Origin of the sequence: uncultured Sulfuricurvum sp. (genome assembly GCF_937936435.1) — a bacterium.
GTDB lineage: Bacteria > Campylobacterota > Campylobacteria > Campylobacterales > Sulfurimonadaceae > Sulfuricurvum.
The window spans coordinates 67,303-84,751 of record NZ_CALDDG010000002.1 but is presented as its reverse complement, the minus strand read 5'-3'; the positions used below and the strand labels follow the sequence as shown (position 1 = coordinate 84,751).

Below are 17,449 nucleotides of genomic sequence, written 5' to 3'. Positions count from 1 at the left end.
GCGATTGTCGGATTCGGAGGACGAACCATCACCGGGCATCAGGCCAAATACGTCAATTCCTCCCAAAGCGCCATATTCAATAAATCCCGTTTGTTATACGCATACCATCTCGCCCGTGAAGCGATCTACCGCCGACGCGAGATTATCGTCACCGAAGGCTATCTCGATGTCGTCATGCTCCATCAGGCAGGGTTTACACACGCCGTAGCGACACTGGGAACGGCGCTTACCGCCGAGCATCTCCCCCTGCTTCGCAAAGGGGAACCAAAAATATTTTTGGCCTACGACGGAGATAAAGCGGGACGTGCCGCCGCGTTTAAAGCCTCTAAACTCTTAAGCGCGTCGGGCTTCGACGGAGGGGTCGTGTTGTTCGAAGGGGGACTCGATCCCGCCGACATGGTCAAAAACGCTCAGACCGAAGCGCTCAATACGCTGCTGCACCGCCCGATTCCGTTTATTGAATTCGTTATCGCCGAAATGATCGGCAGCTACGACCTTCAAGACCCGAAAGCCAAAGAGAGCGCTCTGCATGAAGGGATCGGATTTCTCAAAACCCTCACCCCCCTTTTGCAAGAAGAGTATCGCCCCTACCTCGCATCCAAACTCGGCGTCTCCCCTTCGCTGATACGGCTCGGGAATACCCAAAATACCACTGCAAAGCCGATCTCCCTCTCTTCGCACGAAGACACGGAAGAGCTGAGTTTCGTAAAAACCATTTTGGAATACCCGCATATCACCGATTCGATTCTGGATTTTTTGGATGTCTCGATGTTCCGCCATCACGCAGCAGAATTCGAAGCGGCCATCCGAGCCGAGCCGAACAACCCCCGTCTAAACGCCCTGATGATGAATAATTCAATCCGGGTTTTCGAGGGGGATACCGGGGTCAAAAAAGCTCTTTTAACTTTCTTAGAAAATCACTATACCCGCGAACTCAAAAAAATCAATACCCAAAATACGATATCATTCGATCAAAAATCGTATTTAATCCGTCAGCTTCGAGACAAAATCGCCCGTCTTAAAAAAGGGGAACTTGTCCCGTTGGGATAATCTGTCTCTTCATCTCCTCCCGTACAAATACGGAAATGACCTGCGCAATGAGCCGAAAGGATACGTTTCCTTTTTTTGCGCTTTAGAGAAAAGAAAGAGAAATCATAAAGGAATGTAATTATTATGAAAGCCATAGCTCTCTTCAGCGGCGGTCTCGACTCCACTTTGGCAATGAAACTGATCATTGATCAGGGGATCGAGGTAATCGCCTGCAACATCAATACCGGATTCGGTTCGACTAAAGACCGTTTGTCCCATATGAAAAACATGTGCGAACAGGTCGGTGCCGAATTTCGAAGCGTCGATATCCGTGACGAATACATCAAAGAGGTCCTTTTTTCCCCGAAATACGGCTACGGAAAAAACTTCAACCCCTGCATCGACTGCCATGCCAAAATGTTCGAAGTAGCCAAACGTCTAATGGACGAATGGGGAGCGAGCTTTCTCATCAGCGGTGAAGTCCTCGGTCAACGCCCGATGAGCCAAAACCGAGAATCGCTCGAAAAAGTCCTTAACCTCAGCAACTGCGGCGGATTGCTCCTGCGTCCGATGAGTGCCAAATCACTGGAACCGACGCTTCCGGAAACAGAGGGATGGGTCGATCGGGAGAAACTCGAAAATATCGTCGGACGCAACCGTGACCGACAGATAGAACTGGCAGAGCAATTCGGGCTTAAAGACTACGAAGCACCGGGGGGCGGATGCCTTTTGACCGATGAAAAATTCTCGAATAAGATCCGTGATTTCATCGCCCACGATACCTTTACGGTAGAGGACATCCCGACTCTGAAATACGGACGGCAGCTCCGTCTTCCGGGAGGGGCGAAATTCATCATCGGGCGCAACGCCGAAGACAACGCCATCCTCGAAACGATCGAAAACCGCAAATACATTCATGTCCGTACCGAACTCGTCGGGCCTCATGCGCTCTTATCCGTCAATGCCGACGAGAACGACCGGTTACTGGCGGGAAAACTTCTTTTGGCGTATTGTAAAGCGGGATTTGAGGGGGAACAGACGTTGGATTTCGGCGGCGTTTCGCTAAGTACCCTTAGCGATCTTAGCCGCAACGATGCACAACAGTATTTTATTTAACTATTTAGTAACCGCACAGCCGTAACCGGCTTTTTTTACCGCATCGCACATTGCCTCAGGCTTTGTGCCGTTTTCGGCTTTTACTTCCGCACGTCCGTCTTTGAGATAGACGCTGGTGTCTTTCACCCCTTTGACTTCATTTAAAGAGCCTTTGACATTTTTAACGCACGCCGGACACATCATACCGTCAATTTTGAGGTTGACCAACTCATCCGCACCTGCAATCGACACGAATGCCGCCATTACCAAAAGAACTTTTTTCATCCACGAATCCTTTAAATGATTTCGTGCTATTGTTTCATAGAAATGTTAAATTTGTGTTAAGCCTTAACACTGTTGTAACACAAATCGTATACTCTATATACTATTTGCAAGAAGGTGGAATCATGCACGGTATCGAATGGTGGGTTATAATCTCGATCGCATTTGCCGGAAGTTTCGGCCACTGTATCGGGATGTGCGGCGGCTTTATCGTGGCCTACAGCTCGACGAAAATCGACGCGTCGATGAGCCGCGGTGCACAGCTCGTACGCCATGGAGCCTACAATCTCGGCCGGGTCAGTTCTTATATGCTTCTGGGGATGATTTTCGGAGCGTTGGGGTCACTCTTCACCCTCAATATGCAGCTGCACGGAGCCCTTTTCATATTCGCCGGATTTGTTATGATCATCACGGCTTTGGGGATGTTCGGTCTCTCCAAACTTATCCATATTCTGGAACGCTCTTTTTCGACCAATTCTCTCTTCAAGACTCTCTTTTCCCGTTTAATCAAGAGCAAAACGATCGGCAGCTTTTTTGCTCTGGGTGTGATGAACGGATTTTTTCCCTGCGGATTCGTCTTTTTCTTCGCCGCAAAAGCGGCCGCTTCGGCATCGATACTTGATGGCGGTCTGATTATGGCGGCATTCGGACTCGCAACCGTCCCGACTCTGTTGGCGCTGGGACAGTCGGTCAGTTTTTTTAAAGAGATCGCTTTTCGTCAAACGATGAACCGTCTTGCCGCATTGGCGATTCTGATCTATGGATTTTACAGCGTTTATTACGGATTAGCTTACTTTTTCGATCTACCGATTTAAGACGGAACCGGCAAGCTGAATATGAAACAGCTCCCCTCCCCTACCCGGCTCTCTATCCAAATTTTTCCCGTATGCAGTTCAATAATCCTTTTGACGATCGTAAGCCCCAGCCCGGTCCCTTTGATCGCCTCATTTTGATGTTCGCGAATCTGCACAAAAGGTTCAAACAACGAGTCGATTTTTTCAGGAGCAATCCCATGCCCGTGATCGCAGACGCGAAACACTTCTTGACCCTCCGCAGTGCAATGTTCTATCGCAATACTTTCTCCTTCGGGTGAAAATTTGACCGCGTTGCTGATCAGATTGACCATAACCTGTTTGATCAATTGCCGATCGGCGTAAATATGGTGCGTCATATCCATACGAATATCAATGCGGAGCCTTTTTTTCTCCGCCATCGGTTCAAGGAGAATTTTCACCTCTTCCATTAGTTCTTTCAAACCCCATGTTGTTTGATGAATCTCCACTTTCCCCGCCTCGATTTTTGAAAAATCGAGGATCGTATTGACCAAGGAGAGGAGGTTTTTACCCGAAAGGTGAATTTTCTCTACAAACCCTTTAACCGATTCGGGGGTATCTTTTTTTGCTAAAAGAATCTGTGAAAATCCGATAATCGCATTAAGCGGGGTACGAAGCTCATGACTCATACTGGATAGGAAGGTATCTTTGGCCCGATTGGCCTCTATCGCCTGATTCATCTCCTCAATCGCCGCATCCCGCGCCAATCGGAGTTCCTCTTTTTCCCGAAGTTCCTTATTTTGCTGTCGAAGTGAACGGTTGGCCTCTTCGAGTTCTCTCGAACTCACTTCCAATATCCGGTCCCATAATTTACGCTCTTTTTCGGCATCTTCGTAAAAAGCGCTGATACTCTCTAAAAAAGGGGCCAATTCTTCAAGATGATCCGTATTCAGAAAGCGCCGCATTTGGCGCATCAGGAGCCGATGATAGGTATCAGCCATAGTGTTCTCTACTCATAGATACTGACAAGAGTCATGGTCTGATTATGGAGCGTACATCGGTTTTCCCCTTTTTCCGACAGCTCTCCGTACGAATAAAACCCTGTAATGACGGCTTGTTCTCCGAGTGTTTCACGAATAATTTCAAGCTCCTCTTCACACAGCTGCCCCAGTACCAAACGGCGACCGACACAGCTGACGGCAATCACTAAAAACGGTGAATCCTCCTCCAGCTTTGACGATTCGGCCGCCATTCCCGCGTGTTCAATCAACGAATCCATATTGGTTTTCAACAATCGGCATAAATACCCCTGCGGAACATCGCCGGCAAACGTCATACTCTGCGACGTTTCATCTACCGCCAAAAGTGTCCGTATGACCGGAGTCGCATCGATATTTTTACGGACGCTCATCGGAAATCGTAAACCGCTGCTCGGCAAATCGGAGGCGAACTCGCCCAAATACCGTTTGTACAACTCCAGTGCCGGTTGATTGTCGATTGTATAAAGGACATTGGCTTCCGAGCGGGTAATTACCCGCTCCGGGCCGAACTCGTCCCAACCGGCGTAGCATCCGCTTTTCGCCCGCAACGTTTCGCCGTAAAAGCCGACCGCCGCGACAATACCGGTTTGCGCTCCCGCTCCGGCGATCACGTATGTTGTCCCGAACCGTGTACCGTCCCCTGCCAACCCGCCGGTAATCGTAATCCCCTCAGGCAATACACGGGAAAACCCGCGGGCTAGCTCGCTCCCGTTGATCGATAGTCCGTCCGAAAGGATCAATACATGCCGCAATCCCTCATCCAACAGGGCTTCGCCCAATGCAGCTCCCAGTATCTCCGCATCGGCGTAATCGGATATCTTATGAGAGACGCACCGCACACCGGAGCGCTCCAGCGTCAACGCAGTCGCTACCGCATCGTGATCGCTGATTACCGTATCCAACACGCTCCCCGAACTGCTGACTCCGGCGATGATCGCATTAGGATAGAACGATTTGAGCTCTTCGAACCACTCCGGATCATGACATTGGGGATGATCAAAAAAAACCAATACCAAATTCCGGTTCGGCCCCTCTGCCGTATCGTAGAGACTCCATCCGCTTCCTTCGCTCCAGCGTATCTGTTCACTTTTCATCATTTGCCTTTTTAATCAATGATTATGCGATTGGATTGTTTGCACCGCATCTTCAAATGCACTACGGTTTAATCCCAGCACTTCGATTGTCTCCACGGCCTTTCGTATCCCCTCCGTCCCCAATGCATCACGAAAATCGACCGCTTCGGACACGACACGTAAGACCTGCGCATAGCGATTTGAGCTGGATGGATCGGAAATCGCTTTTAGCGCCTCGGTCAGAGCACTTTCAAAATTCCAATGTTCAAACATCATTGCCGCAATCTCATAACTGCTCATCCCCAACAAGTCACGTTCTGCCTCGCCGATGGCTTTTCCCTGCGCAAGGGCTTCTTTAAAACGCTCAGCACTACCGGAACCTATCAGTTTGATCGAAGCGACCAGTTTGCCAAGTTCCATCAAAAAAGCGGCACTTTGCAGCAAAGGAAGCATTGACTTATCGACATTGCGATACCACTCGCGAACCAACGTCGCCTGCAACGTCGATATTCTCCCCAAGTCATCAATCGTTTTCCCGTACGGATTCAAATCGACCGGAACGGTTTTTTTGATCGCATTGGCGGCGGCAAAACCGCGAATCATCGATATTCCGAACAGCATGACCGCCTGAGGAATCGAAGATATCTCTTTACTCATCCCGTACAACGGCGAATTGACCGATTTAAGGATATTGGCACTGAGCATCGGATCCGCTTCGATCACCCGTGCAAGTTCATCGATATCCGTATCACTGCTCATGCACAACTCTTGAATCTTGACAATCGATGCCGGCAACGGGGGAAGGCTCTTTATCTCATTGGTCATTACTCTTTCTCCTTATAATCGTTTGGTTAAATAGTCGCATATCTCTTGAATATGGGCTTTGTTGAATATCCCCTCGACGCTTTCCGTATTGGGCAGATGGGCGATCAGCTTACTGTCATCTTCCGCCGAAATGATGATAACGGGGATCGCGATGCGGTTATGTTCCATAAACTGAAGCACTTCGGAACTGATGCCGTCTACTAAAAAGAAATCGAGGACGATGAAATCGAAACTCTCCGATTCGAGCATCTCTTTAGCCCGATTCACGGAGTTCGTCATAACTAAATGGTAATGATCCTGCAAACGCTCCAGCAGCATTTTCTGATATTCGGGAGCATCTTCGACGATCAACATTTTTTTGGCATCTTCGGTGGAAGACGAGTATCTCTCTACCGTATTTTGGGTCTGAGAAACGGGAATCGTAAAATAAAAGCACGACCCTTTCCCCGGTTCGCTTTCAACCCACAGTTTTCCACCGTGCAAATCCTCGATAATCCGTTTAGTGATCGCCAGCCCAAGCCCCGTCCCTTTTGCCGTTTTTTGAAACGGGTTCTCGACTTGCGTAAACGGATCAAAGAGAGTAGTAATATCTTTTGCCTCGATTCCGATACCGGTATCGCATATACTGAAGCGGTAAACCCTCTTTTCTTCATCAAAATCGACCGACATGGACACTTCTCCCCCTTCAGGGGTGAATTTGACGGCATTGCTGAGCAGGTTCAATAAGACCTGATGGATCAGCTGACGGTCCAGATAGAGCCCCAAAGAGATCAATTCGGGATAGTGAAATCGAATCGATTTTTTCAACGCCATCGGCTCGATAATCGTCGCGACGTCTCTCATCACTCCCGAGATGATCGTAATGTCCGGCTTAAACGTCAATTTTCCGGCTTCCAGTTTCGCAAAATCGAGAATCGTATTGACCAACGTCAGCAGATTGTTGCCGGCGATGCCGATTTTATCGATATACGGTTTCAAGTTTTGCGGCAAAGCGGGATTCATCCCTAAAATCTGGGAAAACCCGATGATGGCATTGAGCGGTGTGCGAAGTTCATGGGACATATTGGCCAAAAACATATCTTTCGACTGGCTCGCCCGTTCAACCTGATCGACTAATTGAATCAGTGCATATTCACGTTCTTTGTTATACGCGTTTTGACGGACGATTTCCAGGAGAATTTTAATGATCTCTACCATAAATACTTTGTTCGGAATCGCTTTGATCATAACGCCGATATAAATCCGTTTGCCCTTAAGCAGGATTCTTTCGCTCACATCGAATTGAGCGCCAAAAGGAAATTCCGAAAAGCCGATGTGCAACTCCTCGATACACCACCCTACCGTCTTTTGCAGCTGTGTACGCAGTTTTTCCTGCATATTATCCACGATCTCATCCGCATCGCGACTGCCGGCACTATCATGATTCGACAATGCGCACGCTTCCAAAAATGCCATTCCCGAATGAACGCCCAGATACGAGGTTGCCGAAATCTCTTCCAGCGGTTTATCAAGGATAGAATACAGGGCATCGGATTGCTCTGCGATTTTTTTCAAAAGGATGTTTTTTTGCTCTTCGGGCTGTGTGATTGCAGAATTTAGCTGTTTTAACGATTCATGATACGCATGATGAAGCGTACGGATCTGTTGCAACTCAATCCCGAATCCCTCCAGCAATGCCTGCTTCCCGCTCAATTCATCCAATAACGCGCTAAACGGGCAATCATGTTCGCTTAGCGGTTCCGCTACCGATGCCATATTGTTGTCATGACTGAGAAAGTAATTCACCACTTTTTTTTGCGTCTGCTTATGGATCGTTAATGCGGCGTAAAGTTTATCGAACAGGTTTAGGATTTCGTTCTCCCGATTCATCTCGTCTTGATGCTGAGAATACCGTTCGAAGTAACTCTCCAGCATCACCGTCTCGGAAACATGAAGCATTTTGAGGATGATTGCCATGTCCTCGCGGATCTGCGTATTGACTTCGCTCAGACTGATAATGATTTCGCTCAAGATATTGTACCCGCGGGATACATGCACCGGTTCAAGCCCTATCGCGATGTGGATATTGCCGACCTGCCGTGTACGTTCGAGCAACCGGTCGTCGAAAGGGTGGATAAACAATGAACTCAGATATTCCGACTGCATCCGTATCAGTCTGGGGACATCGGCGGAGGAGAGAACACTGTGATACATAGGTTCTTTCAATAAATAGTGATTGTACATCCGATCATACACTAATGCCGAAAAAGAGTGTATGTACGTTCCGACTTTCTCCCGTCGCCGCATTTGCTCTTCATTTAACGCAAAAACGGCTATCAACGAAGCGATATCGACGCTTTGATACATTAAAGTTCTCCCTCTAAATAAGGGTCAAGCACCGATTTTAGATCTTCCATATCGATCGGTTTGGAAATATAACGCTCGAAACCGTGTAGTAACAGCTTTTCTTTATCCCCGCTGATCGCGAAAGCGGTCACACAGATCATCGGAATATTCAATCCCCTCTTTCGCACTTCGGTGAGCAAATCGTATCCGTTCATCACCGGCATATCGATATCCGTCAATACCAGATCAAACGATCCACCTTGCAGCTTTTCGAATGCTTCGCGTCCGTCAGAAACCATCTCGATACGCACTTGCGGATAAAGCATTTCGATCATGGCCTGTATCACCATTTGATTGTATTCTTCATCCTCGGCTATCAATATATGCACTTTTACTCCTTATTGCAACTGATCGATCAAACTCATGATAGACGGCGACTCCTCTTCATCGGGAAATGCCTCTTTGATGGCCGTAAATGCTTCTAAATTTTCGATCAAAAGATACACCAACCGCTCATCGAAATGGGTTCCGCACCCTTGACGCAATATCTCCAGCGTCTCCTCGATCGTAAATGCTTTTTTATATACCCGCTGAGAGCTTAACGCATCAAAAACATCGGCGATGGAAACGATCAGCGCATGCATATGGATCTCATCTCTTTTCAGCCCCGCAGGATACCCCGTACCGTCTACTTTTTCATGATGCTGAAGTGCAATGATCCGACCCGCATCGATTACGGGATAGCTTCCGTCCGTTTCCAGCATTCTCCCCCCTATTACGGTATGGAGCTTCATAATTTCAAATTCTTCCGGGGTAAAACGGCCCGGTTTGAGCAAAATACGATCGGGAATCCCTACTTTTCCGATATCATGGAGAGGTGAGGCGTATAAAATCAGTTCCACTTCTTCGGGAGGCAATCCCGCAAGCTCAGCCAATTTCGCCGAATAATGGCTCATCCTTTTGATGTGCATACCGGTCTCCATATCACGGTACTCTGAAGCTTTACCCAGCCGAGCCGAAATTTCGTACTCGGTTTTTTTGGCAAATGCCAACGCCTCTTGGAGTTCGGTTGTCCGCTCATGGACTTTTTCTTCTAAAATACGGTTCATATCGCCGAGATAATCTTGGTACTCTTTGATTTTGGCGTAATTATGCGTCCGCAGTTTCAGCTCTTCCACATCGATCGGTTTACTCAGGAAATCACTGGCTCCCTCGCGCAAAGCGCGATGCTTCTCTTCGGAATTCGCCGTCACGACAATCGTCGGAATTTTTGACCATAAAGGATGGGCTTTGAGTCTGGAAAGCGTTTCAAACCCGTCCATTACCGGCATTGCCAGATCCAGAAGAATCACACTGTATCCTGCATCCGCAGCCAAAATATCCAAGGCTTCCCGCCCATTCACTGCACGGGTAATCTGTATGCTTGGATTGTCCATAAACGCCAAATCGATCAAATCAAGATTAAACTCCTGATCGTCGACGGCCAGTACCTTCATAGTTGGCATAGCTGAAGTGCTCCCGATGCGGCTTGATAATGTCAATATCTTTATCAAGTGTACTCCGAGTAATTTTAAAGCATTATTAGTTTGAGTAAATTAACGCTATACTAAACCATACATTATTTTTGAGGAGTCAAAATGGCGGGAGTGTCGTTTTCGTTTTATAACTTTTCAGCGCTGGTCAATCTCAATATCGGGATTGCCGACCGACTCGATGAAAACCGGTCGGAGAGCTTTACGATTTTGTTTTGCGACTTTTCAAAGATTCCGCAATCTTTGATTGATACCAATCTGCCGAGTCTGCTTCGTACCTCCGATTCGATCGTTCATTTTGAGCATTACTACTTCTTTGTCATGCCTTATACCGACCGATACGGTACCGGTATCGTCAAACGGATGATCGAAGAACTTTTTGCGGCGCCTATTCCTGCGGCAGAAGTATGCTATCCCTCAAACGGAGAGAATGCGGCCGAGTTGCTTGAAGCGCTCCATGTGGAAGCTAAGAAGCTGCATCGTATCGATTTGGATTGTCTCTACAGCGCTGTTAATAAAGAGCCTTGAGGCTCTTACTGCTGCATCGCAAGAGGTTTAAACGAGTAGTAAGGGGAGTTTTCGTAATACTCTATGGCTTCGTGAATATCGCTTTTTCGGGCAAGGTTACGATCGTATATGAAGACGCTTGGGGTGGACTCTGTTTTTAACTCGCTTTTACATGGCTGCATTTTCGCTTCCGTAGAGAGGACCGCTGTGACGGGAACGGTTTTTTTATTGGCATCCGTGACCGTCACAGCAGTCGGATGAGTGTCGTTTTTACTTACCATCATCGTAGCGTTTGTGTCCGACATAAGCACTTTATCACCCTTTTTATCCGCTGCGGCAGTCGACGTCATGCATACCTTCGGAGTCGTACGTTCCGACGGACGGACAAAAGCATCTTTTGCAATCGCCTTGGCTTTTCGGAGGTCTTTTTGCGCTTTTTTGAGGGTGTCGTATTTCCCGACGGTCACAATATTGCATTGCCCCTCTTTTTTCTTTGTTGAGGGAAGGGCACTCTTTTCTACCTTTTTCTCAAACGCGGGAGTGATCGAACTCTCTTTGAGAGTACTGATCGTCTGAATCGTATATTCCTCTGCGCTCAACACTACACCGACAACACTAAAGATCATTATTAGGGCTAAAGTTTTCATATCTCTATATCGACCGCTTGAATATAAAACTTTACACCCCCATAGCTCTTTTATATCCTCATTGACATTTAAGAGCGCACGCCGTATAATTCTGCTCCTCAACTTTGTATGTGGGCCCTTAGCTCAGCTGGGAGAGCGCGTCGCTGGCAGCGACGAGGTCAGCGGTTCGATCCCGCTAGGGTCCACCATCTGCATTTAACTCTTTTTTTCACTCACATTACCGAATCCGGATATAATATATCAGTCCCGTACCGTTTCACAACTATCTCTATACCGAAACAAAGAGCATCATGCGCCGTCTCTTCCATCGTCTTCGAAACAGTTTTTTTGTTCTCCTGATTTTTCTGTATCTAATTTTTGAAGAACTGATATGGAAAACTGCGGTTGCCCCACTCATACGTTATCTGAGTGTTTTTCATCCGTATCGGTATTTTCTAGAGTATATCCGGGATCGGGCACGCCCGCTGAGTGTTTTGATCTTATTTATCGTGCCGTTTGCCTTGGGCGAGATCATCGGTACATTATCCGCACTTCTGGTTGCACAGCTTCATATCGTAAGTGCCGGGCTCCTTTATATGTTAAAGATCCCGTTGATCGTTGTTGCGCTGGGAATTTTACAAAACGGCAAAGAAAAACTTCTTTCGTACCCGTGGTTTGCATTTTGCTACGGCTGGGTCATCCTTCAGTTAGATAAACTCCACGGCAGTATTTTATATCAGGAGATCCACTCGGCACTAATTCGTATCCGAAGCCGCTTTTTTAATCGCTCAGAGCATCTGAAACGGCGCATAGGGCGTATCTATCGTCGATTGCGGCATCTACTTCTCGATCGATAAAAATTTTCAATTCTTTTGGGCTTCCTTCTCTGAAAAGAGCGTATTTTTCCCGTAGTGGGCATAGATGATCAACCCGAAGAAAAGAGCCGATACCATCCCCAATACGAGCATCAGCCACGTATCGCTCGGATCGACTTCCAGCAAAATCAGTTTACGCATGAGTACAACAAACCCGATTTCCAAGAAGGTGACCGCATAGACGTAATTGCTGCGGATAAACAAGCTCTTAACGATAGCCAATACAATCAGAGTAAATAACGAATCGGTCAAAAGGGTTTTCATTTTCGGGAAATCCAACATGCCGTGTTCTAACGTCAGGACGACTATTTTTCCCGATAAACTGACCAAACAATCAAACAAATAGACCATCATAATCAGAATAAACAGCAGTCTTAATACTTTTAATGCCCATTGGAAAAAAGATTCGGCTCTCGCCTCCAAATCATCAAATGTTTTGTGTAAGTCCGGTTTTTGAAGTTGCTCCATCATCTCTGCTCACTGGTGGGATCGGATAGGGAAAACGGTCGTATTCCCTTTTCCGACATGGTAGCATTTTTATGATTGTTTGCCGATTTATTTGCATCCACCCTGACATGAGGGGTTCGCACATTTATTCTGACGAATCCCTTCAACCATTTGGCTAATCTGACATTCACTGCACCCGCTCATCCCTTTGACACATAAAAAAGGGATATCGTTTTTTTTAGCCTTACGTTTAAAATGGTACATTGCGTTATGATTTAAAAAATCGGTCAACATTATGATCATGTCAGTATTATGAGGAAGCTGTTTATGCGTAGCTGACATAAGTCGACTATCCCAATGGTGCGTTTTAGTTGCTCCGAGCGATACCAAAAATGATTGAAGGCGGGTTATTTTGTCTCCGCCGATGACTAGTACAGACATGGAAATACTCCTTATTTTTGATAATAAATATCATATTATAGGAAAAGGGGATTTATTTGTCAATAGTGATAAGCGTTATCATATTATATCCCTTCTTATTCACATTATTCCCGTTCATTAACTCTTTAATAATCAAGATTGATTATAATAGTCTGATTATTACTATACAAAAGGGATTTCATGAAATTTTCTCTCGCTTTAGCATCGCTGGTTGTAGCCTCATCGTGTGTATTTGCCGCACCGGCAACATTGGCAACCGTAAACGGAAAAGCGATCACGACCAACGAAGCAGCCGCATTTATGTCCAAAGCGATTCCGGGAATGAGCTTTGACAAGCTCGATCCGAAGATGAAACGCCAAGTCGTCGATCAGCTCATCAACCAATATCTTATTAAAGAGCAAGTGAAAAAAAGCGGCCTTCAAAATACTGCTGCGTTCAAAGCCCAATATGCGGCAATCAAAGACGACCTGGCAGTCGATATGTGGATGAAACAGCAAATGTCAAAAATCACGGTAACCGAGAAAGAGGCGAAGGCGTTTTACGATGCTAACGGAGACAAAATGAAACAGGGAGACAAAAAACTCACATTCGACCAAGTGCAAAAAGAGATCACCCAATTTTTGAAAGTTGAAAAATTCAAAGCACAAATGACGAAAACCACCGATTCTCTTCGCGGAGCGGCAAAAGTCGAAGTTAAACTTTAATTTTTTGCATACCGTGTATATTCGCCGATCGCTTCTTCTCTCGGTAGGGATTCACTTTACCTTGATCGTTTCGGCGATCGTTCTGGCAAACATCGTCCACACACCTCTTCCTCAAAGTGAAAAAGAGCTGATACTGAAAGTACTATTAAGCCCCGTAGCCCAAAAACACGAAGTCACACCCGTTCAACCTCCAGTACCGGCTAAAAAAGAACCCCAACCGACGATCAAACCCAAACCGATACAAAAAATTGTACCCGCTCCCGCAATGCCGAGCACTGTAAAACCGTCGATACAGCCAAATCCAGTACCGACTCCCGTCGTCTCTCAACCTGCCGCCGCACCTACCTCTGTAGCGACAGCCAAAACTGCCGAATCCGATACACCCAAGAAGACGGCTCCGCCCCCTCCGCCAAAAGTCGAAGAAAACTACGAGGACAACCATTTGGGTGAAATCCGTTCAATCCTCGCGGAACGGCTGAAATATCCGAAAAATGCCCGCAGACTGAACCAGCAAGGAGAGGTCAGCGTCACGTTTACCCTCTCGCAAAACGGAGAAGTGAGCCAAATCGCCATTACGAAAAGTTCAGGATTCGACCTTCTCGACGAAGCGGCACGCACCTTGATTACCGCGGCATCACCCGAATTCCCGAAACCTTCCAAAAGCGTTCGGATTACCGTTCCGATCAGCTATACGCTTCGATAACCGCCTATCCTCGTGCGGCCAAACCGATGGCTAACGCCTGTTCTATCTCATGAGAGTACGCGGGATTGGCCTGACGAAGCCCTTTTTCAAACCGTAAAAGAAGCTTTGAGTCGGTGTGGGGATGGACGCACAGCGTCTCGATAAGGTTTTTATAACTCTCCAATGTCGGCGAACCAATAGTACCGAAACGGTGCAATATAGCCTCTACCGCATGGCTTAATGCCGCGTTGCTTGAAGATTTGTTCCGTATAACGGCGCTTAAAGAGTCAAACGTCTCGATCTCCGTAGAAATCGAATAGGATGTTTTGCTTTTACTGCTCCAGACATAAATGGCAACCAGTGCAATGAGGAGAAATAACAATCCGACGATGGTAAGAATCAAATTAACCGTAATCATAAGGATTTACTTTGGCTTGGGATGAAAAGTATTGTAGCTAAAAAACGATGAGGGAGAATATCTCCCCGCAAAGGGGAGAATAAAGAGATAGTGCTTTTAATCGATTACCATTTAACTTCGGTAGTCAACATATAGCTTTGTTTGTCTAAAGCGTCACCGAGGGTTGTTGTTGTAGCGTCAACACGAGTAAACGCACTCTTATCTTTTGCATCTACTGTTTTACCGGACAAGATAAAGTTAACGTTTTTGTTATACGCATAGGCGATACCGTAAATGAATTGATCAGCGTCACCGACATCATTGGCATTTTTCGTTGCATCATTAGAGTATTCTGTTTTTAAATTGTCATAACGAGCTAGAACCGTCCAGTCTTGGAAAGGGCGGACCTCGGCATTCACCGACCACATTTTCAATTTTGTCTCTGCATTAGTACGTTGAACTTCGTCTTTGCTCACGTCGTATTGTGCCGCAATCAAGAATTCCGGTTGATTATACACGAAGTGGAACCAGTATGCGTTACGATCGTATTCAGCCGCATCATCAACAACAACACTGTTGTCTTTATGGTTTTTGCTGCTAAGACCTGCGAATGAAATGTTAGCGTATGTATCTTGGTCACGTTTGTATTTGCCCACTTTTGTACCGTTACCCAAAATATGACCTGTCAAACGCCATTCGAATGAAAGATCGCTGCTGTTTTGTTGGTTGTTAGCCGCTTTATCCGCGTGGTAACCCTCACCGTTGAAAATCCCGAGTTCGCTAGAGAAATAATCGGTTTTCGTTTTGAAGTTTACCCCAAGGTCAGCCGAGTTAAGAACATCGGGGCCGACATTTTTTGATGCACCTGAAGCACCGGCTGCGACAGAAAATTTGTCTTCCAAAATAACTTTGTTGATAGAACGGAAATACCATGAGTTGTGCTCCTCATAGTCGATCCACGGACGGTGAGCGATACCGATTTCAACTCCTGTATATGGGAGAACTTCATCCAAATAGAGGTATGCGTATTTTGCATACATAGTTGCGTATGTAGTCGATGACTCAAGTTCTTTTGTCGTATCCATCGTTACACGGAAATAGTCTTTATCGTTGAAATATGCTTTTACTTGAAGGTAGTTACGGCGAAGTTCGAAACCGGTCGATTTGTCACCGCCGTTATAGTTCTCAGAACCGTAGTTATTGCTTGTCAAACCAAAGTAATGTGTACCGCTGAACTCAAGCGTTTTCGCTTTTGATTTAACGTTTACGTATTTTTTCATTTTTTCTTGATATTCAGAACCTTTTGATTCCATATCGCGCATTTGAAGGTCAACAGTTTTCGCATCGATAAAATCACCCATCTCAACACGTCCCTCACCCGGGGTTGTGTAAACTTGTCCTGTTTTAGGATCGCTATAAAGGGTAAGTGCATCAGCCGATACAACACCGCTAATCATCGCCGCAGCAAGGGCAGACAACGCAACTTTTTTCATAATGGTCACTCCTGTAATTTTGTGCCGTCATTGTAGAAAAGTTTGATTACCTCAATGTTACATTACGCAATGATTACAATAAGGAAAATGAATAAAAAATGGGGATATAAAACAGACACAAACCCGAACGCATACGCAAGGACGGGTTTGAAAAACTTAAGGAATTCAAGAAGAAGAGAAATGAATGTGCCACATGGGCACCTCTAAGGATACATTACTTTATACTTAGAGATGCTCATCGGATTGATGAGAGAAGGAGCGGGAGATGGACTCCCGCATGAACATTATTTTGATTCCGCCCAATATTCGCGAACAAGGTTTGTTGTTTCGGTAGGCAATGGGATATAACCCAATTTTTGCGCCGCTTTGTCGCCGTTACGGAATGAATAGTCAAAGAATTTGATAACTTCTTGGTTTACATCCGCTTTTTCGCGTGGCATAAGGATAAATGTCGCCGCTACGATCGGATATGCACCGTCTTGGAGTACAAGTGAGCTATAGAAATGATCTTTTTTGCTCCATTTTGCTTGTTTAACCGCATCTTGGAAGTGTGCAGTCGTAGCCGTTACCCATTTGCCTTGAGCTGTTTGGAGGGTAGCAGCTGTAAGATTGTTTTTCTCTTTATAAGCGTTTTCGATATAACCGATAGAGTAAGGTGTTTGTTTGATAAGGTTTGTTACCCCTTCATTCCCTTTTCCGCCGATACCGGTTGCCCAACCGATCGCTTTACCGGTTCCGAATTTGCTTTTCCAGTTGCTAGACGCGTTGCTTAGATAGTCAGTAAATACGAACGTCGTACCTGATCCGTCTGAACGGTGTGCTACGATAATTTTTTCAGCAGGAAGTTTTACACCCGCATTGTCCGCTGCGATAGCCGGATCGTTCCACATAGTGATTTTACCCGCGAAGATGTCGGCAACAATACTGTTTTTAAGTTTGAGTTGCTCATCGGCGACACCCGGAATGTTATACGCAACAACGATTGAACCGATAACGGCAGGGAACTGCCAAAGTTTCGCTTTATCCAACTCTTTTGGAGTCATCGGAGCATCTGTTCCTCCGAAATCTACGATACGCTCGGAGACTTGTTTAATACCGCCGCCTGAACCGATTGCTTGGTAGTTAACGCGTGTTTTAGTCGCTTTTTGGTAGTTATACGCCCAGTCATAGTAACATGGAGCCGGGAACGTTGCCCCTGCGCCGCTGATTTTATCCGCAGCGATCATTGATGTCGCAGCAATAGCCGCAATGACTAAACCTTTGGTAGCTATTTTTAGCATATTCATGTCCTTGGTGTTTTGA

At 46.3% G+C, this 17,449-nt stretch carries 20 protein-coding genes and 1 tRNA gene; 8 read left to right on the top strand and 13 right to left on the bottom strand.

The annotated features are described in order from the left end of the window. Together Q0389_RS00660 and Q0389_RS00655 are read left to right on the top strand one after the other, a co-directional pair. On the top strand, positions 1-1,050 hold a 1,050-nt coding region (locus Q0389_RS00660; RefSeq protein WP_298690476.1), incomplete at its 5' end, for a toprim domain-containing protein. 123 nt (positions 1,051-1,173) lie between these two features. Further along, positions 1,174-2,145 (top strand): argininosuccinate synthase domain-containing protein, encoded by a 972-nt coding sequence (locus Q0389_RS00655; RefSeq protein WP_298690473.1) that lies wholly within the window; start codon positions 1,174-1,176, stop codon positions 2,143-2,145. Here the strand turns inward: Q0389_RS00655 and Q0389_RS00650 are convergent, their stop codons facing one another. Then, positions 2,146-2,409: a heavy metal-associated domain-containing protein gene (locus tag Q0389_RS00650; RefSeq protein WP_298690470.1), complete on the bottom strand. Its 264-nt coding sequence runs from the start codon at positions 2,407-2,409 to the stop codon at positions 2,146-2,148. It abuts the gene before it with no gap. Positions 2,410-2,531: 122 nt separating this feature from the next. Here Q0389_RS00650 and Q0389_RS00645 point away from each other — a divergent pair, with 122 nt between their 5' ends. Beyond that, the gene (locus Q0389_RS00645; protein ID WP_298690467.1) at positions 2,532-3,221 is read left to right on the top strand and encodes a sulfite exporter TauE/SafE family protein; all 690 of its coding nucleotides are present in this window, start codon (positions 2,532-2,534) and stop codon (positions 3,219-3,221) included. Here the strand turns inward: Q0389_RS00645 and Q0389_RS00640 are convergent. Genes Q0389_RS00640 through Q0389_RS00615 form a run of 6 tightly spaced genes read right to left on the bottom strand, consistent with a single transcriptional unit; the run spans position 3,218 to position 9,947 of the window. Next, positions 3,218-4,180, bottom strand: coding sequence for an ATP-binding protein (locus tag Q0389_RS00640; protein ID WP_298690464.1), 963 nt, complete (start codon positions 4,178-4,180; stop codon positions 3,218-3,220). The genes Q0389_RS00645 and Q0389_RS00640 overlap by 4 nt on opposite strands. A gap of 8 nt (positions 4,181-4,188) precedes the next feature. Beyond that, complete coding sequence (locus Q0389_RS00635; protein WP_298690461.1) at positions 4,189-5,313, bottom strand: FIST N-terminal domain-containing protein; 1,125 nt, start codon at positions 5,311-5,313, stop codon at positions 4,189-4,191. Between the two features lie 15 nt (positions 5,314-5,328). Further along, entirely contained in the window at positions 5,329-6,117 is a 789-nt protein-coding gene (locus Q0389_RS00630) for an HDOD domain-containing protein (RefSeq protein ID WP_298690456.1), read from the bottom strand. 12 nt (positions 6,118-6,129) lie between these two features. After that, positions 6,130-8,463: an ATP-binding protein gene (locus Q0389_RS00625; protein ID WP_298690454.1), complete on the bottom strand. Its 2,334-nt coding sequence runs from the start codon at positions 8,461-8,463 to the stop codon at positions 6,130-6,132. Then, positions 8,463-8,831, bottom strand: coding sequence for a response regulator (locus tag Q0389_RS00620; protein ID WP_298690451.1), 369 nt, complete (start codon positions 8,829-8,831; stop codon positions 8,463-8,465). Before Q0389_RS00620 ends, Q0389_RS00625 begins: the two co-directional genes overlap by 1 nt. A gap of 9 nt (positions 8,832-8,840) precedes the next feature. Continuing rightward, entirely contained in the window at positions 8,841-9,947 is a 1,107-nt protein-coding gene (locus Q0389_RS00615) for an HD domain-containing phosphohydrolase (RefSeq protein ID WP_298690448.1), read from the bottom strand. 132 nt (positions 9,948-10,079) lie between these two features. Here Q0389_RS00615 and Q0389_RS00610 point away from each other — a divergent pair, with 132 nt between their 5' ends. Beyond that, on the top strand, positions 10,080-10,502 hold the full coding sequence (locus Q0389_RS00610) for a hypothetical protein (RefSeq protein WP_298690445.1): 423 nt from the start codon (positions 10,080-10,082) through the stop codon (positions 10,500-10,502). Positions 10,503-10,507: 5 nt separating this feature from the next. Here Q0389_RS00610 and Q0389_RS00605 read toward each other — a convergent pair whose 3' ends face one another. Further along, positions 10,508-11,128 (bottom strand): hypothetical protein, encoded by a 621-nt coding sequence (locus Q0389_RS00605; RefSeq protein WP_298690442.1) that lies wholly within the window; start codon positions 11,126-11,128, stop codon positions 10,508-10,510. 112 nt (positions 11,129-11,240) lie between these two features. On the opposite strand from Q0389_RS00605, the gene Q0389_RS00600 reads away from it, so the two are divergent. Next, positions 11,241-11,316: transfer RNA gene (locus tag Q0389_RS00600), tRNA-Ala, on the top strand. Positions 11,317-11,418: 102 nt separating this feature from the next. Beyond that, positions 11,419-11,964 (top strand): hypothetical protein, encoded by a 546-nt coding sequence (locus Q0389_RS00595; protein WP_298690439.1) that lies wholly within the window; start codon positions 11,419-11,421, stop codon positions 11,962-11,964. Between the two features lie 6 nt (positions 11,965-11,970). Here the strand turns inward: Q0389_RS00595 and Q0389_RS00590 are convergent, their stop codons facing one another. Both Q0389_RS00590 and Q0389_RS00585 read right to left on the bottom strand, forming a co-directional pair. After that, positions 11,971-12,450, bottom strand: a complete 480-nt coding sequence (locus Q0389_RS00590; protein ID WP_298690435.1) for a phosphate-starvation-inducible PsiE family protein — start codon at positions 12,448-12,450, stop codon at positions 11,971-11,973. Positions 12,451-12,537: 87 nt separating this feature from the next. Next, positions 12,538-12,870 carry a DUF2325 domain-containing protein gene (locus Q0389_RS00585; protein ID WP_298690432.1) on the bottom strand — a complete coding sequence of 111 codons (333 nt, stop codon included), beginning with the start codon at positions 12,868-12,870 and terminating at the stop codon, positions 12,538-12,540. A 180-nt stretch (positions 12,871-13,050) separates the two neighbouring features. Here Q0389_RS00585 and Q0389_RS00580 point away from each other — a divergent pair, with 180 nt between their 5' ends. After that, the gene (locus Q0389_RS00580; RefSeq protein WP_298690429.1) at positions 13,051-13,575 is read left to right on the top strand and encodes a SurA N-terminal domain-containing protein; all 525 of its coding nucleotides are present in this window, start codon (positions 13,051-13,053) and stop codon (positions 13,573-13,575) included. Between the two features lie 13 nt (positions 13,576-13,588). Beyond that, the gene (locus tag Q0389_RS00575; RefSeq protein ID WP_298690483.1) at positions 13,589-14,278 is read left to right on the top strand and encodes an energy transducer TonB; all 690 of its coding nucleotides are present in this window, start codon (positions 13,589-13,591) and stop codon (positions 14,276-14,278) included. Positions 14,279-14,282: 4 nt separating this feature from the next. Here Q0389_RS00575 and Q0389_RS00570 read toward each other — a convergent pair whose 3' ends face one another. The 3 genes from Q0389_RS00570 to pstS all read right to left on the bottom strand — a co-directional run bounded on the left by Q0389_RS00570 (position 14,283) and on the right by pstS (position 17,427). Further along, entirely contained in the window at positions 14,283-14,675 is a 393-nt protein-coding gene (locus Q0389_RS00570; protein ID WP_298690426.1) for a hypothetical protein, read from the bottom strand. Positions 14,676-14,779: 104 nt separating this feature from the next. Then, positions 14,780-16,147: a hypothetical protein gene (locus Q0389_RS00565; protein WP_298690423.1), complete on the bottom strand. Its 1,368-nt coding sequence runs from the start codon at positions 16,145-16,147 to the stop codon at positions 14,780-14,782. A 284-nt stretch (positions 16,148-16,431) separates the two neighbouring features. After that, positions 16,432-17,427, bottom strand: a complete 996-nt coding sequence (pstS, locus tag Q0389_RS00560; RefSeq protein WP_298690420.1) for a phosphate ABC transporter substrate-binding protein PstS — start codon at positions 17,425-17,427, stop codon at positions 16,432-16,434. Positions 17,428-17,449: the final 22 nt, after the last annotated feature.